Genomic DNA, 25,225 nt, shown 5'->3' on the forward strand with positions numbered 1-25,225 from the left:
TTACACCCACGTCCGGGGGCGGAAGCGGTTGGCCCGCTCCACCAGTTCGATCCTCGTCCGGCCCTGGTCGGCAAGGCGGGCCAGCACCCGGTAGGACTGCTCCAGGCCGAAGCGCAGGCCGCGTTCGTCGAGATCCCGGCCCAGCAGCGCCGGCGATCCTGCCTCGACTGGGGCACCGGCCGGCGAGCCGCCCTGCTGCCCGGCGAGCACCCAGTCCAAGGCGGTGCCCAGCACCTCCGTGGACAACTGCTCGCGCAACCGGGTGTCCAGGCCCAGCCGCTGCAGATCCTCGACCTGCCGCGCGGCGGCCCGCAGGTCGCCGAGCAGGGCCTCCTGCGGCGGGCGGTCGCGCAACCGCGCCCGTACCGCCGCGACGCGCGCCGCCGTGTAGTGGATGGACGCCTCGGGCACCGACTCAAGCGCCGCGACGGCCCCCGCGCGGTTCCCCGAGGCGAGTTGGACCCGGGCGAGGCCGAAGGCGGCGCTGACGTAGCTGTGGTCGGTGGTCCACACCAGGCGGTAGTACTCGGCGGCGTTGTCCAGTTGCCCCAGCACCTCGGCGCAGATGCCGAGCGCCAGCTTCGGTGCCGGCTCGCCGGGGAAGGCGTCGTAGACCGCGTCGAAGGCGAGGGCGGCGGTCTCGTGGTCGCCGGTGGCGAGCGCGGCGAGGCCGCGGTGCCACACCACCCGCCAGTCGTCGCCGTGTTCGCCCTGGAGCGCGTCCAGCGCCTCGGTGGCCGAGCGCACGTCCGCGGTGTCGAGCCAGGCGCGCACCAGGCGCAGCCTCAGCTCCGTGGACTCGGTCGGCGCCGCCTGCAGGGCCGCCACCAGCTCCGCGGGCGCGGCGGCAGCCATGCCCGCGAGGAAGCCGGCGTTGGGATCTGCCGAGTCGACGTGCGGCACCGGCAGCGCGAGGGCGGCGGCCCGTACGTCGAGCCGTGTGACCGCCGGACCGGCAGGCCCGGCATGACCGGCCACGGGCGCCGGGGCGGACCCGGTCCGCTGCGCCGGGACGGTGTAGGCGGCGCCTGCCACCGTCGGGCTGTAGGTGCCGTTCGCCGGCGGCAGGGCGGGCGGCGGGGGCGCGGCTGCCAGAGCGGGGGCGGCCACCGCTGCCTTGCCGGCGGCCCGGCCGTTGGTCCGGCGGCCGCCGCCGAGCGAGGAGGCGTCGCCGTTCGCGGGCGCCAGCAACTCGGTGTCCACCACGCGCAGCTCGGGCCCGAACAGGGTCGACAGCGCGGGCCGCGGCGTGCCGGTGTCCATCGCGACGACCTCGCGCAGCACGCCCAGCAGCTGGTCGCCCATCTCCTCCGCAGAGGCGAAGCGGCGCCCCGGGTCGGGGTCGGTGGCCCGCACGAGCAGCCGGTAGAAGGACTCGTAGCGCGAGAAGACCTCGATGTTGCCGGGGTCGGGGAGGCTGTCGACGAAGACGTTCGTGTAGCCCTGGAAGTCGAAGGTGAGCACCGCCAGGGTGCGCGCGACCGTGTAGAGGTCGGAGGCCACGGAGGGGCCGACCTCTGCCACCTCGGGGGCCTGGTAGCCGACGGTGCCGTAGATCGCGCTGTCACTGTCGTCCATGCGGCGGACCGCGCCCATGTCGATGAGTTCGAGCCGGTCCTCGGTCTGGATGGCGTTGTCGACCTTGAAGTCGCAGTAGAGCAGATTGCGGCTGTGCAGGTGGCCGAGCGCGTCCAGCGCCTCTATGGCGTAGGCGATCGCCTGGTCGACGGGCAGCGGCTCGCGCCTGCCGTCGGCGGAGCGGCGCTCGTTGGCGATCTCCTTGAGGGACTTGCCGCCGACGTACTCCATCACGATGTAGCCGTCGAGGCTGCCGGTGCGCGGGTCGAGGTGCTCGACGAAGTTGTAGATCCGCACGATGTTGGGGTGCTCGATCTCGGCCAGGAAGCGCCGTTCGGAGACCGCGGCCGCCAAAGCGTCCTCGTCGCCCGTGTCCAGCAGGCCCTTGAGCACCACCCAGCGGTCGCTGACCGCCCGGTCCACCGCCAGGTAGATCCAGCCCAGTCCGCCGTGGGCGAGGCAGCCCACCACCTCGTACTGGCCGTGCACCACGTCGCCCGCCTGGAGCTTGGGCGTGAACGAGTACGGGTGGCCGCACTTGGTGCAGAAACCGTCCGTGCGCCCCGGGCGGTCGCCGCGGCTGCGTCCGACCGGCGCACCGCAGTCGCCCTTGCTGCAGAACCGCTTCCGCTCGGGCACCTGCGGGTCCTGCAGCACCGACGCGGCGGGGTCGGGCCGCGGGATCGGCGGAACGGCCACCAGTCCCGCGCCGAGCTTGCTGCGGGTCGGGCCGCTGGAGCCGGAGCGCGAACTGCGCACCGAGACCGGGGTGCCGCCGATCGTGCTGCCGCTGAGGGAGCGGGACAGCCGTCCGGACACCGAGCGGCGGGAGGAGCGGGAGGTCCCCGACGAGCGGGAGGAACGCGAGGAGGGAGCGGACCCCGAAGAGGCGCTCGATGCCGATCCCGGTCCCGGTCCCGGTCCCGCACCCGAACCCGTGCCGGGACCGGCCCCGGCACCGGCCCCCGTTCCCGAGGCGCTCGCCGGGCCCTTGCCCGCTCCGCCGCCCGCCGTCACCGGCGCGAGGCCGCAGGTGTCACAGAACAGCTCTCCGCCGCCGACGTCCTCGATCGTCCCGTCGCAGCCCGGACGCTGGCACTTCATCGCCCATCCCCCTTGTGATCGGCAGGTCCCGCCTGCCCCGGTACCAGCATGTCGGACACCGCCCGCTGATAGCGCAGCACCGCGCTCTCGGCGGCACGCAAATCGCACGGCGCACTCCACAGAAGACGCCGTGCCTGGTCGTACCGCTCCATCAGCAGCGGATCCTCCGCCAAACCGTGACGTGCCACCTTCGCCCGGTAGGCGTCCAGCCGCCCGCGCAGCTCCGCGCGGACCGCCAGTGGCGCGGTGACCGCGGTCAGCGACTCACGGGCGCGCAGCAACTCGTCGTCGGCGCGCTGCTCCAGGCCGTCCAGCAGCGGGGACAGCCGGTGCCACTGGCCCGTCCTGCGGAATTCCACGGCAGAGGTCAACTGGTCCTGCAGCGCGAACGGGGCGCCGCTCACCGCGGGCACCTCCGACGCGGCGATCTTGGAGAGCACCTCGACGCGGGCGCTGCGCGCCTCGGTGAGCGTCCGGTCGGCGCGCGACAGCACGTCCCGCAGCCGCATCATCCGGTGGTCGGCGTCGTCCCGCACGTGCAGGACGGCCTCGACCTCGCGGCGTATGTCCTCCAGGGCGCGGCCCGCCCGGTCGTAGCGGCCGGTGTCGGGACGCCCGGCGGTCCAGAACAGCAGCGGGTCGGAGACGACCTGGCCGCGCAGCGCCGCCAGGGACGTCAGCAGTTCCTCCAGGTCGTCGCCGGAGGGGTGGGTGCCCGGACGGACCCCGACCGATCCGGCGAGCGAACGGACCCGCTGGGCCTCGGCGGCGAGCAGGTCGATGCGTGCCGGCAGCGCGGACCAGACCGCGTCGGCGGCCGACACGACGTCCAGCACCTGTGCGTACCACTCGTTCATCCGCGCCAGCAGCTGTTCCAGGCTGAGCCGTTCGCTCAGCCGGGCGGGCCCGGTCAGCCCGCGGGCGGCCTCCGGGACCGCCCCTCCGGAGACCGTGACCCCGGAGCCGCGCAGCAGTTCCGTCAGCTCCCGCAACTCGTTCTGGGTGGGCCAGCGGCGGCGCGAGCGCAGCGCCCGGGCGCTGGTGAGCGCGTCGGTGTACGCGTCGAAGTGCGCCCACAGCAAGGAAAGGGCCTGCTCGGCGCCGGCCCAGCGCTCCTTGGTGGCACCGGTGAGCGCCGCCCCGTCCAGCAGCCTGCGGCCGGAGTGGTCCTGGAGCGCGAGCAGGGACGCCTCGATCGCGTCCCGCTCGTCACCGAGCCGCGCCAGGGCACGGTCGACGTCCTCGCGGCTCATCGCCGGTCCGGATGGTCCCGCGAGCGCCATCGCACCTTCTTCCTTCTCCGCCGGTCCCCGTGTCTGCGTCAGCTGTCGGCCAGTTCCCCGTCGGTCGTGCGACGCCCTCGCGGGCGCCAGTCTGCTTCAGTCCCGGTAGAGCGGTTCCGGCGGGCCCTCGATGCCGGGGAGATCCGCCTCCAGCCAGGTACGGTACGCCTGCATCCACCTGCTGTCCGGGCCGCCACCGCGGTAGTCCTCCAGCACTTTGTTGACCCGGCGCACCAGGTCGGTGTCCTTCTCGTTCATGGCCACGCCGTAGTACTCCGTCGTGACGGGCTTCCCGACCAGGCGCACCGCCGGGTCCTGGGCGGCCTGCCCCGCGGCGAGCGCGTTGTCGGTGAACACGGCGTCGGCCTCGTTCAGTTGGAGCTTCACCAGGCAGTCAAGCTGGTTGGGCACGAGGACGATCCGCGGCCGCAGCCGCTCCTTCTCCTCCTCCAGCTTCGCCTCACCGGTGGTTCCCTGCGCGGTGCAGATCCGCTTGCCGGTGATGGAGCCGTCGAAGCCCTGGATCCCGGAACCCTGCCGGGGGACGAGCAGTTGCTGCCCCGCCTCGAAGTAGGCCGTGGAGAAGGCGATGTGCTTCTCCTTGATCCGCTCGCAGGTGATGCTGACGGTGCGCACCAGCAGGTCCACGTCACCGTGGTTGACGGCCTCGAAGCGCTTGGCCGTCGGCACCGTCTTGTACACGATCGCGTTCTCGTCGCCGAGGATGTCCTCGGCGATCGCCTTGGCCAGGTCGATGTCGAAGCCGATGATCTTGCGGCTGACGGGGTCGCGGTAACTCCAGCGGTAGCCGTTCTGGTCCACGCCGACGACGAGCTTGCCGCGCTCCCTGATCCGTTCGATGGCCGGGCCGCTCTCCCCGGACGGCCGCAGGCTCGCCTCCGGGTGACCGCCGCAGTCGTCGGCGGCCTGCTGTCCTGCCTGCTCCGCGGCGGCCGGCGTCGCGGTGTGCGTGGTGGCCACCGCGCGCTCCGCCTCCGCCCGCTCGGTCGCCCGCAGGTGCAGCGGCAGCGCCGTGCCGGCGACCGCCAGCACGCACAGCCCGGCCATCGCGGCCACGCCTCCCCAGCCCCGCATGCCTTGCCCCCCGCGTGTCATCCGCGGCCTCCCTCCGCCGCTCATCGGTACTCCGACAACCGGCGCCCGATGCCGAGCACCGCACCCGCCGCGCCGAACACCGCCAGTAGCGCCGCGCCGGCGCCCAGTCCGTTCAGCGCGCCGCGGCCGTCCTCGGCCGCCTGCTCGAACTCGTCCTGCTCATGGGCGACGGCCTTGGCCAGGCTGCTGTCGACCCCGTCGAAACAGACGCCCGAATACTCCTTGGCCTGCTCGCCGTTCTCGTACCGCCCGCCGATCGTCTGGGCCACCGCGTCGAGGTAACTGCCCGCGTCGTCCTTCGCGCGGGCCTGGAGATTCAGCCGCCACCAGGCCTTGGCGTCCTTCATCGCGGTGGTGATGCTCTCGCGGCTCTCGGCGTCGTCCGCCAGACGCAGCGCCTGGGCGAGCAGGCCGGTCTTCCCGTCGGCCTTGGTGCCGGCCATGTCCTGGATCTGCTTGAGATAGGCGGTGTTGTACGCGTCCCCGCCGCCACGGGCCACCAGCGTCAGATTCTCGTTGCTGCGGGCCTGCAGGGACTCGATGCGCGCCTCGTTGAGCACCTGAAGGGACCGGGCCCCGTGCGCGTACGAGTCGTCCAGCCGGGCACGCGCCACGCCGTGCCCTGCGACCAGCCACAACAGCACGGCGACGGTGGCGGCGGTCCCCGCCAGCAGGCCGACGTTGAAGACCCGGTGGGTGCGCTTGTACGAGCGCCGCTGCGCCCAGAACAGGGCCACCAGCGCGACGGCGCCGAGCGCCCAGGCACCCCACGGCAGGGCCTGGGCGTCGTCGTAGTCCCGGCCGAGCCGGGCCGTCTCGATCGTCCACAGTTCCTTGGCGTCGGGCAGGATCTGCTCGTTCATCAGGTCGTTGGCACGCCGCAGATACGCCCCGCCGACCGGGAAGCCCTGCCGGTTGTTGGACCGGGCCCGCTCGACCAGGCCGGTGTACTCGGACAGCCCCTGGCTGAGCCGCTCCAGCCGGTCGCGCGAACCGGGCGAGCCCTCCGAGCTCGCCGCCGCCTGCGTGATGCTCCGCGAGGCGACGTCGATGTCCTTGTCGTAGCGGTCGCTGACGTTCTTGGGCTCCACACCGCCGGCGAGGAAGCCGCCGGAGGCGGTGGCGCCGGCGTCGGCCAGCGACCGGTAGATGTCCGCCGCGCGCGCACTCAGCGGCTCGCTGTGGTGGATCACGTCGTCGGCCGCGGCCGCTCGCTCGGTGATCTGCCAGGCCGTCACCGCGCCGAACGCCACGACGAGCACCACGAGCAGGGCCCCGATCACCCGCAGACGGCCCGGCTCGGTGGTCGCGGCCGCACGCCAGGCGCGCAACTGGTCGACCCAGGCCCACGACCGCGCCTCCCCGGGCGCGCCGGAGTCGTCCCCCGGTGTGTCGCCGGGCATTCGCACGGTCGGCGGCTCCGTGTTCGTCGGCGTCCGCATCCGCCAGCCCTCCCCCCGACTCGATCCCCGCGCACGCGCGCCGAGCCCATGACCAGCAGTATGGCCGCCGGCGCCGACATCCACCCCCGAATTGGGTGGATCTTGTCGCCGGCACCGCCCGCTCCGCCCCGGTCGATGCCCCCCGCCCGGTCCGTTCGCGCGCTCCCCCTCGCAGCTCACCACGCACGCGGGTACGTGTTCGGTTCCCGGCGTACGCGCGGGTTACGGCACCGGCGCCACCGGCTCGTAGTGCGCCCGGACCCTGGCCTGCGCCTCGGGCCCGGCTCCGCAGTGGTCCAGGCCGAGCAGAGCCGCGCCGAGGACGGGCGGGGCGGTGACGACCCGCGGGACGGCCCGGGGGGCGCGGGCGGCCAGCAGGGCCGTCACCGAGTCCATCAGCAACGGGTGCCGGGCGGCCAGCACACCGCCACCGAGCACCACGTCGGTCTCCTCGTCCAGCAGACCGAGCCGGCCGAGCGCCACCGCGGCCATGACCACGATCTCCTCCGCCTGACGTTCCACGATGGCCCGTGCAACCGAATCGCCCGTTTCTGCGGTTTTGAAGAGTACAGGGGTCAATTCGTGTTTCCGGGAGAGATCAATGCGTCCCAGGTGCAGTGCTTCGATCAGCGCGTACATCGAGATCAGCCCGAAGTGCGCGGGCAGAGTGGTGGCCAGCGCGGTGGGGCCGCCGCGCCCGTCCTCGGCGCGGGCCGCCCACCACAACGCCTCGTCGGCCAGGCCCGATCCGCCGCCCCAGTCACCGGAGAGGTGGCCGACGGCGGGGAAGCGGGCCGTGCGGCCGTCGGGCAGCATGCCCGCGCAGTTGATGCCGGCGCCGCAGACGACGGCGACCCCGCGCGGTTCGTCCACGCCCGCGCGCAGCAGCGCGAACGTGTCGTTGGCGACGCGGGCGGAGACACCCCACCCCCGTGCCTGCACGGCGAGTTCGAGCTGCTGCTCCTCCACGGGCAGATCGGCGTTGGCCAGACAGGCCGAGACATGCCCCACCAGCGGCTCGCCGGGGCGCACGGCGACACCGGCCGCGTCGGCCGCCCGCTCGACGATACGGGCGACCACCTCGACCGCCGCCTCCACGCCGGTGATCTGCGGCTGGAAGCCCCCGCCGCGGGCGGTGCCGAGCACCGACCCGTCGGCGGCGACGAGGGCGACGTCCGTCTTGCTGTTGCCCGCGTCGATCGCGAGGACCCCCCCGTCGAGGGGATGGTTCAGATCCACGCGAGGTGCTCCCGGTTGTGCGCGATCAGACGGTCGGTCAGGGCGTCGGCGTACTCGTGCTGGCCGATCAGGGGGTGGGACAGCAGCGCCTTGAAGACGCGGTCCCGGCCGCCGTGCACGGCGGCCGTCAGGGCCAGGTCCTCATAGGCGGTGACGTTCGCGATCAGGCCGCTGTAGAGCGGGTCCAGCGGCGCGACGGGCAGCGGGTGCGTCCCGCTCGCGTCGACGGTGGCGGGCACCTCGATGACGGCGTCGTCCGGGAGGAAGGGCAGGGTGCCGTTGTTGAGGGTGTTGACGACCTGGACGTCGCCGGTGTCCCGCAGCAGCGAGGAGGCGAGGGCCACGGCGGCCTCGGAGTAGTACGCGCCACCGCGGCGGGACAGCAGCTCAGGCTTCTCGTCGAGGGTCTCGTCCCCGTACATCTCCAGCAGTTCGGCCTCGATCGCGGCCACCTCGGCCGCCCGGGACGGCTTTTCCCGCAGTTCCCGCACGACCTCGTCGTGCGCGTAGAAGTAGCGCAGGTAATAGGAGGGCACGACGCCGAGCCGGTCCAGCAGGGTCCGGGGCAGATGCAGGTCGCCGGCGATGGCGTCGCCGTGCGCGGCGAGCAGCTTGGGCAGCACGTCCTCGCCCTCGGGTCCGCCGATCCGCACCCCCCGCTCCCAGGTGAGGTGGTTCAGGCCCACATGGTCCAGGTGGACCTGCTCGGGGGTCACCCCCAGGAAGGAGGCGAACTTCCGCTGGAAGCCGATCGCCACGTTGCACAGGCCGACGGCCTTGTGCCCGGCCTGCAGCAGGGCCCGGGTGACGATGCCCACGGGGTTGGTGAAGTCGATGATCCAGGCATCGGGCGCGGCCCGGCGCACCCGTTCGGCGATGTCCAGCACCACCGGCACGGTGCGCAGCGCCTTGGCCAGCCCGCCGGCGCCGGTGGTCTCCTGGCCGACGCAGCCGCACTCCAGCGGCCAGGTCTCGTCCTGCGCGCGGGCGGCCTGACCGCCCACTCGCAGCTGCAGCAGCACGGCGTCGGCGCCCGCCACGCCCGCGTCCAGATCGGACGTGGTGGTGACGATGCCGGAGTGGCCCTGCCTGGCGAAGATCCGCCGGGCCAGGCCGCCGACCAGCCGCAGCCGGTCCTCGGCCGGGTCGACGAGGACCAGCTCCTCGATCGGCAGGGTCTCGCGCAACCGCGCGAACCCGTCGATGAGTTCGGGGGTGTACGTGGACCCGCCGCCCACGACAGCCAGCTTCATCCTTTGACTCCCGTCAATGTCACGCCCTCGATGAAGGCCTTTTGCGCGAAGAAGAAGACGACGATCACCGGTGCCATGACCAGCACGGTGGCGGCCATCGTCAGGTTCCAGTTCGTGTGATGGGCGCCCTTGAAGGATTCCAGGCCGTAACTCAGTGTCCAGGCCGCCGGGTTCTCGCTCGCGTAGATCTGCGGCCCGAAGTAGTCGTTCCAGCAGTAGAAGAACTGGAACAGCGCCACGGCGGCGATGGCGGGCTTCGCCATGGGCAGGACGACGCGCAGCATCGTGCGCAGCTCGCCGCAGCCGTCGACCCTCGCCGCGTCCGTGTACTCCTTGGGGATGGTGAGCAGGAATTGCCGCAGCAGGAAGATGGTGAACGCGTCACCGAAGGCCATCGGGATGATCAGCGGCCACAGGGTGCCCGACAGGTGCAGTTGCTTGGCCCAGAAGAGATACATGGGGACGATGACGACCTGTGGGGGGAGCATCATCGTGGAGATCACGAGCATCATCGACAGATTCCGCCCGCGGAAGCGGAACTTGGCCAGCGCGTAGGCGACCGGTGTGCTGGAGACGACCGTCAGCACGGTGCCGAGGCCGGCGTACAGCAGGGTGTTGCGCCACCAGGTGAGGAAGCCGGGGGTGTCCCAGACGGTGCCGAAGTTGCCCCATTCCCAGGTTCTGGGCCACAGGTCGCGGGTCAGGGCCTGGTTGTCGCTCATCACCGCGGTGAGGAAGACGAAGACGAACGGGAGGACGAAGAAGAGGGCGGCGGCGATGCCGAGGGCGTGGACCGCGATCCAGTGCAGCGCCGCCCTGCGGGTCGCGGCCCGCCGGGACCGGTCCGACAGACCGGTCGCCGGGGTGGTGGTGGGCGGGGCGAGTGTCGCGTGGGTCATCGGTATCAGTCCTCCGCCGACAGGAAGCCGCTGCGGCGGCGCATCAGGAGTGCGGTGAAGGCCATGGCGAGCGCGAACAGCACCAGGGCGATCACGCAGGCCGCGCCGGTGTCGAAGCGCTGGAAGCCGAGGTTGTAGACCAACTGCGGCAGCGTCAGGGTGGACTTCTCCGGATAGCCGGGCTCGAACTGCTGGCCGGACCCGCCGATGATGCCGCTGGCGACCTTTCCGGCGACCAGGGGCTGTGTGTAGTACTGCATGGTCTGGATGACCCCGGTCACCACGGCGAACATCACGATGGGCGAGATGTTCGGCAGGGTGACGTAGCGGAACCGGGACCAGGCGCCGGCGCCGTCCAGTTCGGCGGCCTCGTACTGCTCCTTGGGCACGTCGAGCAGCGCGGCCATGAAGATCACCATCAGGTCGCCGATGCCCCACAGCGCCAGCAGCGTCAGGGCCGGTTTGGCCCAGGACGGGTCGTTGAACCAGCCGGGCTGCGGCAGGCCGATGCTGCCCAGCAGGTGGTTCACCGGCCCGGTGCCAGGGTTGAGCAGGAAGGCGAAGGCCATCGTCGCGGCGACCGGTGGGGCCAGGTAGGGCAGGTAGAAGGCGGTCCGGAAGAGCCCCGCGCCCGTCTTGATCTTGGTGATCAGCAGGCCGATGCCCAGGCCGAAGACCACCCGCAGGCTGACCATGACCACGACCAGCCACAGGGTGTTGCGCAGCGCGGGCCAGAAGAAGGGGTAGTCGTTGAAGACGTACGACCAGTTCTTGAGGCCGTTCCAGGTCGGGGCGGTGAAGCCGTCGTACTTCATGAAGGAGAAGTAGACGGTCGAGATCAACGGGTAGGCGAAGAAGACGCTGAAGCCGATCAGCCACGGGGAGAGGAAGGCGAGGGTGCGAAGCGCCTCGCGGCGGCGCTTCGCCCTCAGCAGGGGGTGGACGCTCGCACTCATCACTGGGCCTGCGCGATGTCCTTGTCGACCTGCGTGTCGACGCCCTTGAGGCCGGCGGTCAGGTCGGACTGCTTGCCGGACTCGTAGGCGTAGCCGAAGTCCTGCAGCGTCAGCTGGTAGGTGCCACCGTTGACGCTGGCGGGGGTGGTGGTGCTGTTGGGGTTCTGCGCGATGTCCACGAAGGTGCGGAAGAGGGGATCGGCGTCCAGCTTCGGCGCCTTGAGCGCGGCGAGCGTGGAGGGCACGTTGTGGATGGCGTTGGCGAAGCCGACGACCGCGTCGGTGTCGGTGGCCATGTACTTCACCAGTTCCCAGGCGGCGTTCTTCTTGGCGCTGGTGTTGGCGACGCCGATGATCGTCCCCGACAGGTAGCCCTTGCCGTAGGTGTCGGCCTGGTCGTCCGGCACCGGGAAGGGGGCGACGCCGATGTCGGATTTCGCGCCGGCCTCCTTGGCCATGCCGGCCCGCCATTCGCCGTCGATCGCCATGGCCACCTGGCCGGTGTGGAAGGGGTTCTTGGCGCCCCACTCGTCACCGAAGGTGGACCGGTACTTCTCCAGCTTCTTGAAGCCGCCGAGCGCCTTCACCATGTCCTGCTGCCAGGTGAACATGGCCGCGAAGCCGGGGTCCTTGGCGACGTTGGACTTGCCGTCGGCGTCGAAGTACTTCGCGCCCCACTGCGCGGCCAGGTGCGTGGTGGTCGACTCGTAGCCGTGGAAGTTCGGCATGAAGCCGAGCTGGGAGTAGGAGTCGCCCTTGGACTTGGTGAGCTTGACCGCGTCGGCCTTGAACTCCGACAGCGTCTTGGGCGGGGCGGAGATCCCGGCGGCCTTGAAGGCGTCCTTGTTGTAGTACAGGCCGTAGGCGTCGCCGAGCAGCGGCAGCGTGCAGCGCTTCCCCTCGAACTGGGTGTACTCCAGCATCGGCTTGGGGAAGGTCGTCGCCGGGTCGATGCCGGACTTCTTCAGGAAGGGGGCCAGGTCGGCGAAGGCGTTGGACGAGCAGAACTTGCCGACGTTGTCGGTGGTGAAGGAGGAGACGACGTCCGGGGCGTTCGGGCCGCCGGCCCGCAGTGCCTGGTTGATCTTGTCGTCGGTGATGTTGCCCTGCACCTTGACGTGGATGTTGGGGTGCGCCTTCTCGAACGCCTCGACGTTGGCGCTGATCGCCTTCACCTCGCTCGGCGCGGACCAGCCGTGCCAGAAGGTGATGGTGACGTCCTTGTTGGGGTCGTCGCTCGCGGTGTTGTTGCTGGAGCCCGTACACGCGCTCGTCAACAGGGATATCGCGGCGGCGGCGGCGATGGCGGCCGCGGCCTTCTTGGTGGAACCGGACACTTCGCTTCCTCCGGGGACTTCGGGGGCGGTTCGAGGGTGTGCGATGCCTGCGGAGGGCCCTGCCGGGCGGTGCCGGCGACGGGTGGCCCCCGCTGCGTGTGCGGGTGGTGGGCGGGCGGTGGTTCGGTTCGGCGGGACTCGGCGGTATTCGGCGGGGTTCAGCGGGAGGTGTCGAACACCTCGTCGCGGGTGGTGGCGAGGGCGCTTTGCAGTGCCCCGCTCAGAACGGGGTGTTCCGGTACCCCGCCGAGCACCAGCCGGGGCCGGGGCACGGCGAGTTCGGCGAGTTCCGCCTGGACGAGCGCGCGCAGGGGTTCCCCGCCGGCGGCGATCACTCCACCGGCCAGGACGATCAGTTCGGGGTCGAGCACGGTCACCAGCGAGGCGAGTCCGATGGCGAGCCCGGTGGCGAAGTGCCGCAGCAGTTCTGCCTGCGGCCCGTCGTCGCCGTCGCTGCCGCCGTCCGTGCCGTTGCGGGTGGCCGCGGCCGCCGAGGACAGCAGTGCCGAGGCCGCCTGGGCCTGGGTGCCCCGGGGCACGGGCAGCCGCAGCTCGCGGGCGATCCGCAACACGGCGTTGCAGCCCGCCAGTTCCTGGAAGCCTCCGGCGTTGGCCTTGGCCACGTGCCGGACCAGGGGTGTGCCCGGCACCGGCATGAAGCCGACCTCGCCCGCGCCACCGGTCCGGCCGCGGTGCAGCCGGCCGCCGATGACGATGGCGGCGCCGATGCCCTCCTCGTTCCACAGCAGGACGAAGTCGTCGTGGCCGTATGCCGCGCCGAGCCGCTGCTCGGCGACGGCGGCGAGGTTCACGTCGTTGTCGTACTCCAGGGGTACGGGCAGGGCCGCGGCCAGTTCCTCCAGCAGGGTGGGGGAGTGCCAGCCGGGGAGGTGGCTGGCGTAGCGCAGCCGTCCGGTGCTGGGGTCGAAGGCGCCGGGGGTGCCGACGACGATCCGGTGCAGGTCGGTCAGGTGCAGTCCGGCGGCCTTCACCGCGCCGTCCACCGCCTGGACCACCTGCTCGACGACGCCGTGGGAGCGCCGGCTGCGCCCCGGGGTCGGCAGCTCGAACTCGCCGGTGACGGTGCCGGTGATGTCGGCGACCGCGGCACGGATGTGCTCGGTGGTCACGTCGAGCCCAGCGACGTGCGCGGCGGCGGGGTTGACCGAGTACAGCTGGGCGTTGGGGCCCGGCCGGCCCGCGGTGGTGCCGGTGGCGACCACCAGTCCGGCGGACTCCAGCCGGGCCAGCAGTTGTGAGGCGGTCGGCTTCGACAGGCCGGTGAGCTTGCCGATACGGGTGCGGGACAGGGTCCCGTGTTCGAGGAGCAGGTCGAGTGCGGCGCGGTCGTTCATGGCGCGCAGGACGCGCGGCGTACCCGGTGTACCTGGGGTGCCGGGGGCTCCGGGGGTACCGGCCACTGTCTCGTCCTCCCTCGTGTCGACGGCTCGCGCCGCACGCTACGGCACGGCGGACGGGCTGGATGGGGTTCGTGCGCGGGATGTGGCGGGTTGGTAGTTAGTAAACTTTCCTGTTGGTGAAAGGCAAGGTAGGCGCCCGGCGACGGGAGCGTCAAGGGTGGATCAGGGACGGCGTCAAAGTGTTATCAGGGGCGTCAAGGCATGAAAAGGGGGCGCCGGGCAACTGCCCGGCGCCCCCTTCCGATCCCGGGCGCGTGCGCCCGCCGTGTCAGATCACTTCGTGATGCCGGTCGGCAGCGGCTGCGCCGCGAGGGCCTGCGGCGACACGGGGTTGGCCAGTGCCGACGGCGCGGCGATGCCGGCCGTCGGGTCCACCGCCCCCTCCTCGTCCACCGCTGCCGGCAGGCCGCCGACGATCGCGATCCCCTCCTCGTCGAAGATCCGCTTGATGCGCCAGCGCAGTTCGCGGGCTGCCGACAGCGCCTTGCCGGGCATCGTCCTGGCCTGCGCCTGCAGGACCATCGAGTAAGCGGTCACCGACTCCAGTCCCAGCACCTCGACCGGCTCCCAGAGCACCTCGTCCCACGGCTGGGTCTTGGCCATCTCCTCGGCCGCCCGCAGGATCAGGGCACGGGCCCGGTCCAAGTCCTCGTGGTAGCCGATCTGCACGTCCACCGTCGCCGTCGCCCAGCCCTGGCTGAGGTTGCCGATGCGCTTCACCTCGCCGTTGCGGATGTACCAGATCTCGCCGTTGTCGCCGCGCAGCTTCGTGACCCGCAACCCGACCTCGATCACCGTGCCGTTGGCCACGCCCGCGTCGATGACGTCGCCCACGCCGTACTGGTCCTCCAGGATCATGAAGACCCCGGAGAGGAAGTCGGTCACCAGGTTGCGCGCGCCGAAACCGATGGCCACACCGGCCACGCCGGCGCTGGCCAGCAGCGGGGCCAGATTGATCCGCAGTACTGACAGCACGGTCAGCGCGGCCGTTCCCATGATCACGAACGACGCCACGCTGCGCAGCACCGAGCCGATCGCCTCGCTGCGCTGCCGCCGTCGCTCGGCGTTGACCAGCAGCCCGCTCAGCGCGCCGGACGCGGCGGCCTCGGCGCCGCGGTTCATCCGCTCGATCACCTTGGTCAGCATCCGGCGCACGATCACGCGCAGCACCAGCGCGATGACCAGGATCAGCACGATCCGCAGGCCGGCGCCGAGCCAGTCGGCCCAGTTCTGGCCGATGTAGTCGGCCGCGCCGTTGGCGGACTTGTGGGCGTCGTCGATGGTCGAGGCGGTGGCGAGCGGTGCGGACACAGGCGGAAACCTCCGGTTGGGCAGGCTTCCCACACTAACGGGGTAAACGATGTGTCTCGTTGTCCCGTTCGAGAGCGACGTGCGCTGATTCAGGGCATGTAAAGGGGTGTGGTCGAAAACACCCTCGGTCCGTTACCCGGTCATGGTGGCGCCGCGACCAGGCTTCCGGAGAGACTGTGGGCAGATCGTCCCGGCGCGAGCCACGCGCCGCCGGCGTAAAAGGAGGCACCCGTGCCGCATGTCCTGGTCCTCAATGCGTCGTACGAGCCGCTCGGCGTCGTACCGCTCCGCCGCGCACTGATCCTCGTGCTGAACAAGAAGGCCGTGTGCCTCGAGGAATCCGGCGCTTATATGCACAGCGCGACCTGTTCTGTCCCCGCACCCAGTGTTGTCAAGCTCACCAAGTTCGTGCGAGTCCCCTTTCGCGGCCCCGTGCCCCTGACCCGGCGGGCGCTCTTCGCCCGGGACGGCGGCCGGTGCGCGTACTGCGGAGCCGTCGCAACCAGCGTCGACCACGTGATCCCGCGCAGCCGCGGAGGCCAGCACACGTGGGAGAACGTGGTCGCTGCCTGCCGCCGGTGCAACCATCTCAAGGCCGACCGGCATGTCGCCGAGCTCGGCTGGCGCATGCGCCATCAGCCCGCCCCGCCGTCCGGCCTCGCCTGGCGGATCATCGGGACGGGGCATAGGGACCCGCGCTGGCTGCCATACCTGCAGCCATTCGGCGCGGACGACGCCATGGCCCGGATCGACGGCATATCCGCCTGAGACCGGGCCTTTGTGTTGCCCGGCGCGGGCCCACGGGCCCCGGGCCGCCCTCGTGGCGGGTCCCGGGGCCCGTGGGCCCGCGCCGGCGTGCGTCCTACTCGTAGCGCAGCTGTGCCGGGTGCACGGTGCGCCGCAGCAGCGGGAGCGAGGCGGCGGTGGCCAGGAGGGCGGCGGCCGGCAGGGCGACGGCGGCGAGCAGGGGTTCCGCCAGCGGGAACGCGTACGAGCTGTCGAGTCCCACCGCCTTCCACCAGCCGGCGACGGCGAGCAGACCGCACCCCGTGGCCAGCACGACCGCCGGCACCAGCGGCAGAGCGGTCTCCAGCAGTGCCGCCCGGTTCAGGACGCCGCGGGGCACCCCGCCGGCGGCCAGGGCGGCCAGTGTCCGGCGGCGGGTGACCACCGATTCGACTGCCCCGACCACCAGGCCGCCGACGGCCACCGCGAAGGCGATCACGATGCCGGCGCCGACCAGGCGGAGCCCGTCGAAGTAGAAGGCCAGGTCCGACGCGCTGTAGGGAAAGCGGCGCGGAGCGGTCAGGTACTCGATCAACAGACGCCGTACGCCCATGAAGCCGGCCCCCGCCAGCACGGCCAGCAGCACCGCCCCGTGCGCGCGGGCGCCCGCCCAGGGGTCGGCCTGCAGGCGTTCCCCCGCAATCAGCAGTGCCGGGCGTCCGGACCGGGCTGCGAGGCGCCCGGTGAGGAGGGCGAGCCCGGCGCTGCCGTACAGCACGCCGACCACGGACAGCACGACGGTGGCCAGACCGGCCGACGCGGCGACCCCGTAGATCCCGTGGACCGTGGCCCGCCCGTCGAGCACGAACATGTTCGCCAGCTGGAGAGCGGTCGCCGCGACGAGCGCCAGTGGCGCCAGCGCCCACAGCGCCAGGCGTCCCCGTCCCGGCCGGGGGTGCGGCCTGCGGCCTCCCGACGCGACCCCCAGCGGATCGGCCGCCGCGCGGCGCAGCGTGAACCGGGCCTCCAGCGTCGCCAGCAGCGGCATCCCGAGCACCACGGCCGCGGCCGCGAGCCACGGCACCGGTACGTCCGTGGGCCAGGCCGTCGGCCGCCACGTCCAGCCGTCGGTGACCACGACCGGCTGCGCCGCGGCGAGCACCGCCCGCAGCACCAGGAAGGCGGCCAGCCCCGCGAGCGCCCCGATCCCGCAGGCCGCACCGGTCTCCAGCGCCTGGACGCGGCGCACCTGGCGCGGGGTCGCCCCGGCCAGCCGCAGCGCGGCGAGTCGCTGCTCCAGATGCACGGCGCCGATCCGGGTGCACTGTCCGAGGAACGCCAGCAGCGGAAGGATCAGCAGCAACAGCCCCATGACCAGCCCGTACCGGGTGGTCGGGTCGTTGAACAGCCGATGGGTGTACCAGTGCGCCCCGCCGCCGAACCGGGTGCCGATCACCGCGACGACCGTGGCCGCCAGCGCGAAGACCGTGCCCAGCGCCGTGCCCGCCGCCGTCAGGCCGAGCCGCCACCACTCGCCGCGCGGGGAGCCGCGCAGCAGCGACCAGGCCAGCCGGGCGTCGGCGCGCAGCGCGGTCACCGGAGCACCTGCGCGGGTTCGCCCTCCACGGCGCCGTCGCGGACGGTGGCCTCGCGGTCGGCGTAGGCCGCGACCTGGGCGTCGTGCGTGACGAGCAGCACGGCGGTGCCCGCCTCGCGGGCGGCGTGCACGAGGGCGGTCATGACCTGCTCGCCGGCGAGGGAGTCCAGGGCCCCGGTCGGCTCGTCGGCGAAGACGGCCCTGGGGCCGGTGACCATGGCGCGGGCCAGGGCGACGCGCTGGGCCTGGCCGCCGGACAGCTCGCCGGGACGCAGGGCGGCGTGCCCGGCCACGCCGAAGCGCTCCAGCCATTCCCTGGCGCCGGCGTGGGCGGCCGCGCGGGAGGTGCCGGCCAGCAGCAGCGGCAGCGCCACGTTGTCGAGGGCGGTCAGCTCGCCGACCAGTTGCCCGAACTGGAAGACGATGCCGAAGTCGGTGCGGCGCAGCGTCGTGCGGCGGGTCTCGCCCGCCTGGTCGAGGCGTTCGTCGCCGTACAGCACCTCGCCCTCGTCCGGCCGGACGATGCCCGACAGGCAGTGCAGCAGCGTGGACTTGCCGCTGCCGCTCGGGCCGCTGACGGCCAGGATCTCGCCGGGGTGCAGGCGCAGCGACGCACCGCGCAGGGCGTCCATCGTGCCGTAGCGCTTGACCAGGCCGCGGGCCTCGATCAGGGGTGGGGTCATGCGGAGGTGACCTCCTCGGCCAGTGCGCCGAGACGCTGCGCGGCGTTGTCCATCCAGCGCAGGTCGGCGTCGAGATGGGTGAGGGCGTAGTCGGCGGAGAGCACGGCCGACAGGGGTGCGCCGGGCGCGGTCTTGACGGCGGTGAGCTCGCGCATCCGGGCGAGGTGGGCGGCGCGCTGGGCGCGCAGGAAGTCCGCCGGGTCGCCCTGGCCGGAGGCGATGATCGCCGTGACCTTGGCGAAGATCTCGTTCGCCGCGGTGACCGGCGCGGGCGGTACGGGGTCGGCGAGCCAGTCGAGCAGCGCGGTGGTGCCCTGCTCGGTGAGCCGGTACGTGGTCCGCTCGGGGCCGCCCTCGCTCTCGGTGGCGTCGACCTCGGCCAGGCCGTCGCGGACCAGGCGCTGCAGGGTCGTGTAGACCTGGCCGTAGGCGAGCGGACGGGCCTGCGGGAAGCGTTCGTCGTGCCGCCGCTTCAGGTCGTACCCGTGTCCGGGCCCCGCGGCGAGCAGTCCCAGCAGCGTGTCGCCGGTGCTCACCGGGCCTCACCCCCTGTTCCGTGCTGTGTCGGTAATCTATTCACTGACTACATGTACTGAGTGAATAGTGGCAGGCGCGTGACCACCGGGCAAGCGGTTCGCCGGAATGTGCCCGTGGGGCGCGGGCTCAGCCCGTGACGGCGAAGGCCTGGAGCGAGTACAGCGAGTAGCCGTACCTCGTGCCGCGCTCCACACCCTGCACACGGATGAAGCGCGTGTCGGCGGGTGCGTCCAGGCGCACCGACTCGGTGCCGCCGCGGCCGTCGTCGACGACGGCCGCCGTGTGCCAGCTCAGCCCGTCGGCCGAGGTCAGGATCGTGTAGCGGGAGGCGTACGCGTCCTGCCAGCGCAGCGTCACCCGGCCGATCCAGGCCGGCCGCGGCAACTCCGCCTGCACCCACGCGTCGTCCTGCGCGGGGGAGGACCAGCGGGTGGCGGGGTCGCCGTCGGTGGCCGCGGAGGCGGGGAAGTCCGCGGTCTCGTCGCCGGAGGAGGTGGCGGTGGCGCCCTGTGCGACGTCCGGGCCGCCGGTGCGCGGATAGGCGTGCACGGTCACGGTCTGCCGGACCGTGCGGCCCTCGGCGCGGAACTCCAGCGGCACCTCGTAGACGCCCGGCACGCCGTCCTCGGGCAGCGACAGCCTCACCGGCACCGAGACCTTGCCACCGCGCGGCAGTTCCACGGTCCCGGGGGCCACCGCCCGCACCCCGGGCGGGGCCTTGGCCGTGAGGGTGACGCGGGCGGCGCCCGGGGAGGCGTCGGTCAGTTCGGCGGTGACCGTCGCCGGTGCGCCACCGGCCTCGACGTCGGCCTCGGTACGGTCCAGGGTCATCCGGGCGGCCGGCCGGTCCGCGTACCAGGGCACGATCTCGTGGACGACCGGCGCCGGCGCCCCGGGCGCCGGGGTGACCCGTACCGCGTCCACCCGCAGGCCGTTCGCGCGGAGTTCGGTCCAGCCGCTGCCCAGCGCGCCGAGCCGGCGCCAGCCCTGCCCGGGCACACGCGCCTCGACGGAGCCGCCCGTACCGCCCTCGGGGCCGGTCAGCACGGTCAGCGCCTCCAGGGGGCGGGCGGTGCCGTACTCCAGGGTCAGCCCCTCCGGCGGCACGCGGTACGCCGTGGTCGCGTCTCCGTCGGCGGCGGCGCGGGCCGCCGGGTCGCCCTCGGCGACGGCGGGTTCGTGCCCGTCCCCGGTGGTCACGGTGAACTCCCGCACGGTGACGGCGTTCTCCTGCGCGGCGGTGGCCCGCAGCCGCACATAGCGGGCGCGGGTGCCCTCCGGCAGGGTCGCGGTGACGGTGCGCCCGCCCGCGACGCCGGTGACGGGCCGCCAGCCGGCGTCGTCGCCCGCCGAGTACTCCAGCACCGCACTGCGCAGATAGTCGTCCTGCTCCGGGCCGGGACGCGCGGAGCCCATGGCGATCCGCACCTCGCGGATCTCGCGGGTGCCGCCGAGGTCCACCCCGAAGGTGTCGCCCTGCTGCGGCGGGGCGTCGCTGGCCCAGGCGGTGGAGTCCTTGCCGTCGGTCATGAGGGACGGTTCGGTGGCACGCGCCGAGCCGAGGGTCGCGGTGGCGGTGCCGCCCTCGCCCCGCACCCCGGTCCAGGCGTCCGCCGTGGCCAGGGCCTTGGCCAGGAACGGGTCGAGCACCCCGTCGCCGACGGTTACCGGGCTCTGCGCTATCCGGCGCCGTGCCCGCTCCAGCGCGAGCCGGTCCTTCCACGCGCCGGTGCCGTCGCCCTCGCGCAGCCCCAGCAGCATGTCCACCGCGTGTTCTCCCGCGGAGCCATAACGCGCCAACTGACTCAGCCACGGCCGTACTTCGCTGCCGAAGGAACCGCCGGCCAGGCCGTCGAGCCGTTCCGGGGCGCGGCTCATCGTGGTGAAGTCCGCCCGCAGCCGCTGTGCCGCGCGACGCAGCCGCTTGTCGCTCCCGTTCTCGTACGCGTCCAGGAACTCCTTCAGCAGCGGCCGCAGATAGGCCGACTCGCTGTCGTCCAGCACGGAGGAGGCCTCGTTGCCGGCCAGTGCGCGCAGCGCGCCGCGGGCGGCCGGGTCGGTGCCCGCCAGGTCGTCGACGGCGGCCTGCCAGGAGGACGCCCGGTCGTAGCCGTGCGGGTTCCAGGCGTAGTCCGCGGCCGTGAACAGCGCGATCCGGGACGCCACCGGCTGCCGCATCGCGGCCGACAGCAGTCCGGCCGTGGCGGCCGCGACGGCCGGCTCGCGCCCGGTGTACGGGCCGAGGAAGACGCGGTCGTCCGCCCAGTCGTTGACCGGGTAGTTGTCCATCGTCAGCAGCGGGTGGCGGAGCGCGTCCCGCGCGTCGGCGACCTGCGCGCCCGTGATCGTCGCCGGTACGACCCCGACGCCCGTCCAGGCCACCTCGACGGAGCTGTCCAGCGTTTGTGCGAGTTCACGGCGGAAGTCGGTGTCGCCGTCCTGGTAGAACTCCGTCGGCAGCAGTGACAGCGGGACGCCGCCGTCGCCCTGCCTGCCCTCCAGATGGCGCGCGACGGCGCTTGCGACCTCCGCCTGGGCGCGGGCGGCCGCCCGCGGGCCGTCGCCGTAGACGTCGGCGTCCGCCCCGCAGTGCCATTCGGTGTAGCTGACGTCCTGGAACTGGAGCTGGAAGCCGCGCACGCCCAGTGCCCACATCGCGTCGATCTTGCGCAGCAGCGCCCTGCGGTCGTCGGGCGAGGAGAAGCACAGCGCCTGACCGGGGGCCACGGCCCAGATCAACGTGACGTGATTGGCCCGGGCGCGCTCCGTCAGGGCGCGGAAGTCCGCCCGGCGCGCGGCCGGGTAGGGCTCGCGCCACCGCTCCTGGCGGTAGGGGTCGTCGCCGGGGGCGTAGAGATAGCGGTTCTGCTTGGTGCGGCCCAGGAAGTCGATCTGCGACAGGCGCTGCTCACGCGTCCACGGCTCGCCGTAGAAGCTCTCGGCGATGCCGCGGGAGGGGGCCACCGGCCAGTCGCGCACGACGACGCCGGGCAGGCCGTGCGCCGTCACCAGCTGACGCAGCGTCTGTACGGCGTGGAACAGCCCGTCCTCGCCCGTGCCGGCCAGTGCCACGGTGTCGTGGCCGAGGGCGCGGCCCACGGCCAGCCGGTAGCCCCCGGAGGGCAGGTCGCCCACGGGCGCGGCGCCCAGGGCACGGAGCGCGGAGTCCGCGCCGTGGCCGTCGGCGTACACCACCAGGCCGCCGACGGGGGCGTCCGCGGCCTCGCGCAGATCCGTCGCGCCCGCGACGCGCAGGACCTCGCGGAGCACGTCGAGGGCGAAGGGGTCGGCGCCCGGCCCGGCGACCAGCGTCACCGTGGCCGGAACGGCGGTGAAGCCGCCCCGCTTGCGCAGCACTTGGGGCCTGGGGTGGACCGTGGGAAACCCATCGGCCAGTACGGTGCTCGGCGCGTCCGGCAGGGTGGCGGGGGTCGCGGGCGTGCTCGGAGCGGTGGCCGGCGCGGCGAGCACGCCGGGGGACGCGCCCAGCATGCCGCCGACCACGGCGGCGACGATCGCGGCCGTTCTCGCTGCGGCGGTTCTTCTGCCCCGGGTCATGTCCGCGCCAGCCCATCACCCGCCCGCGGGCGTGTCAACGCATACGGGAGCCCCTCCTTCCCCTCCCGCCCCCGTGGCGTGCGGTCCCGTACCGCCGGTAGCCGCCGCCCATAAGGGGAACGCTCCGCCGGTCGAGGGTAAACCCCTGGCGGCGCGACCCCCCTCGCGTGCGAGGATGGCCGAAAAACCGACGAAGGAGACGGAAACGTGCCCGGCACGAACCTCACACGTGAGGAGGCGCGCCAGCGTGCGCGCCTGCTGACCGTGGACGCATACGAAATCGAGCTCGACCTGAGCGGGGCCCAGGAGGGCGGCACCTTCCGGTCGGTGACCACGGTGCGCTTCGAGTCCGCCGAGGCGGGTGCCTCGACCTTCATCGACCTGGTCGCGCCGGCCGTCCGCGAGGTGGTCCTCAACGGCAGGGCGCTCGACCCGGCGGAGGTCTTCGCGGACAGCCGCATCGCGCTGCCCTCGCTGGAGGCCGGCCCCAACGAACTGCGGGTCGTCGCCGACGCGGCGTACACCAACACCGGCGAGGGCCTGCACCGCTTCGTCGACCCGGTCGACAAGCAGGCCTACCTCTACACCCAGTTCGAGGTGCCCGACGCGCGCCGCGTCTTCGCCAACTTCGAGCAGCCCGACCTCAAGGCGACCTTCGCCTTCACCGTGAAGGCCCCGGCGGGCTGGACGGTCATCTCCAACTCCCCGACCCCCGAGCCGGCCGACAACGTGTGGAGCTTCGCGCCGACCCCGCGCATCTCCACCTACATCACCGCGCTGATCGCCGGCCCCTACTACGCCGTGCACAGCACCTGGGAGGGCGAGGGCGGGCGCAGCGTGCCGCTCGGCCTGTACTGCCGCCCGTCGCTGGCCGAGTTCCTCGACGCGGACGCGATCTTCGCGGTCACCCGGCAGGGCTTCGACTGGTTCGAGGAGAAGTTCGACTTCGCGTACCCCTTCGCGAAGTACGACCAGCTCTTCGTGCCGGAGTTCAACGCGGGCGCCATGGAGAACGCGGGCGCGGTCACCATCCGCGACCAGTACGTCTTCCGCTCCAAGGTGACGGACGCGGCCTACGAGGTGCGGGCCGAGACCATCCTGCACGAGCTCGCCCACATGTGGTTCGGCGACCTCGTCACCATGGAGTGGTGGAACGACCTGTGGCTGAACGAGTCGTTCGCCACCTACACCTCCATCGCCTGCCTGGCCTACGCGCCCGGCAGCAAGTGGCCGCACTCGTGGACCACCTTCGCCAACTCCATGAAGACCTGGGCGTACCGGCAGGACCAGCTGCCGTCCACCCACCCGATCATGGCGGAGATCAACGACCTGCAGGACGTCCAGGTCAACTTCGACGGCATCACCTACGCCAAGGGCGCCTCCGTCCTGAAGCAGCTGGTGGCCTACGTCGGCATGGACGAGTTCTTCACCGGCGTCCAGGCGTACTTCAAGCGCCACGCCTGGAAGAACACCCGCCTGACCGACCTGCTGTCCGCCCTGGAGGAGACCTCCGGCCGCGACCTGAAGACCTGGTCGAAGAAGTGGCTGGAGACCGCCGGCATCAACATCCTCCGCCCGGAGATCACCACCGCCGCCGACGGCACCATCACCTCCTTCGCCGTACGCCAGGAGGCTCCGGCGCTGCCGGCCGGCGCCAAGGGCGAGTCCATCCTGCGGCCGCACCGCATCGCGGTCGGCGCGTACGACCTGCGCGACGGCAAGCTGGTGCGCGTCCAGCGCGTGGAGCTGGACATCGACGGCGAGCTGACGGCGGTGCCCGAGCTGGTGGGCGCCCAGCGCCCGGCGGTCGTGCTGCTCAACGACGACGACCTGTCGTACGCCAAGGTGCGGCTCGACGAGGTCTCGCTGGCCACCGTGCGCGAGCACCTCGGCGACTTCACCGAGTCGCTGCCGCGCGCACTGGTGTGGGCCTCGGCCTGGGACATGACCCGCGACGGCGAACTGGCCACCCGTGACTACCTGGAGCTGGTGCTGTCCGGCATCGGCAAGGAGTCCGATATCGGCGTCGTGCAGTCGCTGCACCGGCAGGTGAAGACGGCACTGGAGCTGTACGCCGCCCCCGAGTGGCGCGAGACCGGGCTGGCCCGCTGGACGGAGGCCACGCTGGAGCACCTGCGCGCGGCCGCCCCGGGCAGCGACCACCAGCTGGCCTGGGCGCGTGCCTTCGCGAACGCCGCGCGGACCAAGGACCAGCTGGACCTGCTGGGCGCGCTGCTCGACGGCTCCGAGGTCGTCGAGGGCCTGGAGGTCGACACCGAGCTGCGCTGGAGCCTGCTGCAGCGGCTGGCCGCCACCGGCCGCGCCGACGAGGCCGCCATCGCCGCGGAGCTGGAGCGGGACGCCACCGCCGCCGGTGAGCGGCACGCGGCGACCGCGCGCGCCGCCCGGCCGACCGCCGAGGCCAAGGCCGAGGCCTGGGCCGCGGTCGTCGAGGCCGAGACGCTGACCAACGCCGTTCAGGAGGCGGTCATCGGCGGCTTCTCCGAGCCGGACCAGCGCGAGCTGCTGGAGCCGTACACGCAGCGGTACTTCGAGGCGATCGCGGGCATCTTCGAGTCCCGCTCGCACGAGATGGGCCAGCAGATCATCATCGGGCTCTACCCGGCGTTGCAGGTCTCGCAGGCCACGCTGGACGCCACCGACGCGTGGCTCGCGGCGGCCGACCGGGCGCCCGCGCTGCGCCGCATGGTCACCGAGAGCCGTGCGGGCGTCGAGCGGGCCCTCAAGGCCCAGGCCGTGGACGCGGCGGCGGCGTGACCGCGCCGGGGCCCGGGGACATCACGTCCCCGGGCCCCGGCGACGCTCCGCCGTGCGGGGGAGCCGAGGACGACTGAGTCCGGGCATGCCGGAACGGGCCGCGGCGGCACCGCGGCCCGGCCCGTGCGGTCGGTCGGGAGAAGGACCCGTCAGGCCTGCGGCTTGCGGGACTTGTCGGTCATGGTGACCAGGCCCGCGATGACGAGGAAGGCCAGGACCGGGATGCCGAGGAACAGCCCCAGCGTCTCGATCACGCTCAGCCCCGGCCCCGGGTCGGAGCCGTCGTCCACGGTGTTGGCGAACGCGGGGGACGACACGAGCAGCATCAGCGCCGTGGTGGCCGAGACGGCACCGGCGCGCAGGGCGTTCTTGTTGAGCTTGTCCACGCTCTCAAACTAGCGAACGCT

General features: G+C 72.7%; 18 protein-coding genes. 2 read left to right on the forward strand and 16 right to left on the reverse strand.

Annotation, left to right across the window (positions count from 1 at the left end; translation table 11 throughout):
* The 11 genes from ACFWVC_RS02485 to ACFWVC_RS02535 form a co-directional block, all read right to left on the reverse strand.
* Complete coding sequence (locus ACFWVC_RS02485) at positions 1-2,682, reverse strand: tetratricopeptide repeat protein (RefSeq protein ID WP_384274646.1); 2,682 nt, start codon at positions 2,680-2,682, stop codon at positions 1-3.
* Positions 2,679-3,965 carry a hypothetical protein gene (locus ACFWVC_RS02490; RefSeq protein WP_384274654.1) on the reverse strand — a complete coding sequence of 429 codons (1,287 nt, stop codon included), beginning with the start codon at positions 3,963-3,965 and terminating at the stop codon, positions 2,679-2,681. Before ACFWVC_RS02490 ends, ACFWVC_RS02485 begins: the two co-directional genes overlap by 4 nt.
* 96 nt (positions 3,966-4,061) lie before the next feature.
* The gene (locus tag ACFWVC_RS02495) at positions 4,062-5,081 is read right to left on the reverse strand and encodes a glutamate ABC transporter substrate-binding protein (RefSeq protein WP_384274660.1); all 1,020 of its coding nucleotides are present in this window, start codon (positions 5,079-5,081) and stop codon (positions 4,062-4,064) included.
* Positions 5,082-5,101: 20 nt separating this feature from the next.
* Positions 5,102-6,523, reverse strand: a complete 1,422-nt coding sequence (locus ACFWVC_RS02500; protein ID WP_384274666.1) for a hypothetical protein — start codon at positions 6,521-6,523, stop codon at positions 5,102-5,104.
* A gap of 222 nt (positions 6,524-6,745) precedes the next feature.
* The gene (locus ACFWVC_RS02505) at positions 6,746-7,762 is read right to left on the reverse strand and encodes an N-acetylglucosamine kinase (RefSeq protein WP_384274672.1); all 1,017 of its coding nucleotides are present in this window, start codon (positions 7,760-7,762) and stop codon (positions 6,746-6,748) included.
* Positions 7,753-9,015, reverse strand: a complete 1,263-nt coding sequence (locus tag ACFWVC_RS02510) for a 6-phospho-beta-glucosidase (RefSeq protein ID WP_384274677.1) — start codon at positions 9,013-9,015, stop codon at positions 7,753-7,755. The genes ACFWVC_RS02505 and ACFWVC_RS02510 overlap by 10 nt, the downstream gene beginning before the upstream one ends.
* Entirely contained in the window at positions 9,012-9,914 is a 903-nt protein-coding gene (locus ACFWVC_RS02515) for a carbohydrate ABC transporter permease (protein ID WP_384274684.1), read from the reverse strand. The genes ACFWVC_RS02510 and ACFWVC_RS02515 overlap by 4 nt, the downstream gene beginning before the upstream one ends.
* Before the next feature lie 5 nt (positions 9,915-9,919).
* On the reverse strand, positions 9,920-10,870 hold the full coding sequence (locus ACFWVC_RS02520; RefSeq protein ID WP_384274692.1) for a carbohydrate ABC transporter permease: 951 nt from the start codon (positions 10,868-10,870) through the stop codon (positions 9,920-9,922).
* Positions 10,870-12,207: an ABC transporter substrate-binding protein gene (locus tag ACFWVC_RS02525; RefSeq protein WP_384274697.1), complete on the reverse strand. Its 1,338-nt coding sequence runs from the start codon at positions 12,205-12,207 to the stop codon at positions 10,870-10,872. The genes ACFWVC_RS02520 and ACFWVC_RS02525 overlap by 1 nt, the downstream gene beginning before the upstream one ends.
* A 158-nt stretch (positions 12,208-12,365) precedes the next feature.
* On the reverse strand, positions 12,366-13,562 hold the full coding sequence (locus tag ACFWVC_RS02530) for an ROK family protein (RefSeq protein WP_384274702.1): 1,197 nt from the start codon (positions 13,560-13,562) through the stop codon (positions 12,366-12,368).
* Between the two features lie 339 nt (positions 13,563-13,901).
* Positions 13,902-14,939, reverse strand: coding sequence for a mechanosensitive ion channel family protein (locus tag ACFWVC_RS02535; RefSeq protein WP_384274707.1), 1,038 nt, complete (start codon positions 14,937-14,939; stop codon positions 13,902-13,904).
* 231 nt (positions 14,940-15,170) lie between these two features.
* On the opposite strand from ACFWVC_RS02535, the gene ACFWVC_RS02540 reads away from it, so the two are divergent.
* Complete coding sequence (locus ACFWVC_RS02540; RefSeq protein WP_384274714.1) at positions 15,171-15,707, forward strand: HNH endonuclease; 537 nt, start codon at positions 15,171-15,173, stop codon at positions 15,705-15,707.
* Between the two features lie 94 nt (positions 15,708-15,801).
* Here ACFWVC_RS02540 and ACFWVC_RS02545 read toward each other — a convergent pair whose 3' ends face one another.
* From ACFWVC_RS02545 to ACFWVC_RS02560, 4 genes are all read right to left on the reverse strand, one after another.
* The gene (locus tag ACFWVC_RS02545; RefSeq protein ID WP_384274719.1) at positions 15,802-17,262 is read right to left on the reverse strand and encodes an FtsX-like permease family protein; all 1,461 of its coding nucleotides are present in this window, start codon (positions 17,260-17,262) and stop codon (positions 15,802-15,804) included.
* Positions 17,259-17,945 carry an ABC transporter ATP-binding protein gene (locus tag ACFWVC_RS02550; RefSeq protein ID WP_384274724.1) on the reverse strand — a complete coding sequence of 229 codons (687 nt, stop codon included), beginning with the start codon at positions 17,943-17,945 and terminating at the stop codon, positions 17,259-17,261. The genes ACFWVC_RS02545 and ACFWVC_RS02550 overlap by 4 nt, the downstream gene beginning before the upstream one ends.
* Positions 17,942-18,481: a PadR family transcriptional regulator gene (locus ACFWVC_RS02555; RefSeq protein WP_384274731.1), complete on the reverse strand. Its 540-nt coding sequence runs from the start codon at positions 18,479-18,481 to the stop codon at positions 17,942-17,944. The genes ACFWVC_RS02550 and ACFWVC_RS02555 overlap by 4 nt, the downstream gene beginning before the upstream one ends.
* Before the next feature lie 127 nt (positions 18,482-18,608).
* Positions 18,609-22,040, reverse strand: a complete 3,432-nt coding sequence (locus ACFWVC_RS02560; RefSeq protein WP_384274738.1) for a beta-N-acetylglucosaminidase domain-containing protein — start codon at positions 22,038-22,040, stop codon at positions 18,609-18,611.
* A gap of 207 nt (positions 22,041-22,247) precedes the next feature.
* Between ACFWVC_RS02560 and pepN the strand changes: the two genes are divergently transcribed.
* On the forward strand, positions 22,248-24,818 hold the full coding sequence (gene pepN / locus ACFWVC_RS02565) for an aminopeptidase N (RefSeq protein ID WP_384274745.1): 2,571 nt from the start codon (positions 22,248-22,250) through the stop codon (positions 24,816-24,818).
* A 149-nt stretch (positions 24,819-24,967) separates the two neighbouring features.
* On the opposite strand, the gene ACFWVC_RS02570 is transcribed toward pepN, so the two are convergent.
* Positions 24,968-25,204 carry a hypothetical protein gene (locus ACFWVC_RS02570; RefSeq protein ID WP_384275024.1) on the reverse strand — a complete coding sequence of 79 codons (237 nt, stop codon included), beginning with the start codon at positions 25,202-25,204 and terminating at the stop codon, positions 24,968-24,970.
* Positions 25,205-25,225: the final 21 nt, after the last annotated feature.

The organism is Streptomyces sp. NPDC058691, assembly GCF_042714775.1.
Lineage (GTDB): Bacteria > Actinomycetota > Actinomycetes > Streptomycetales > Streptomycetaceae > Actinacidiphila.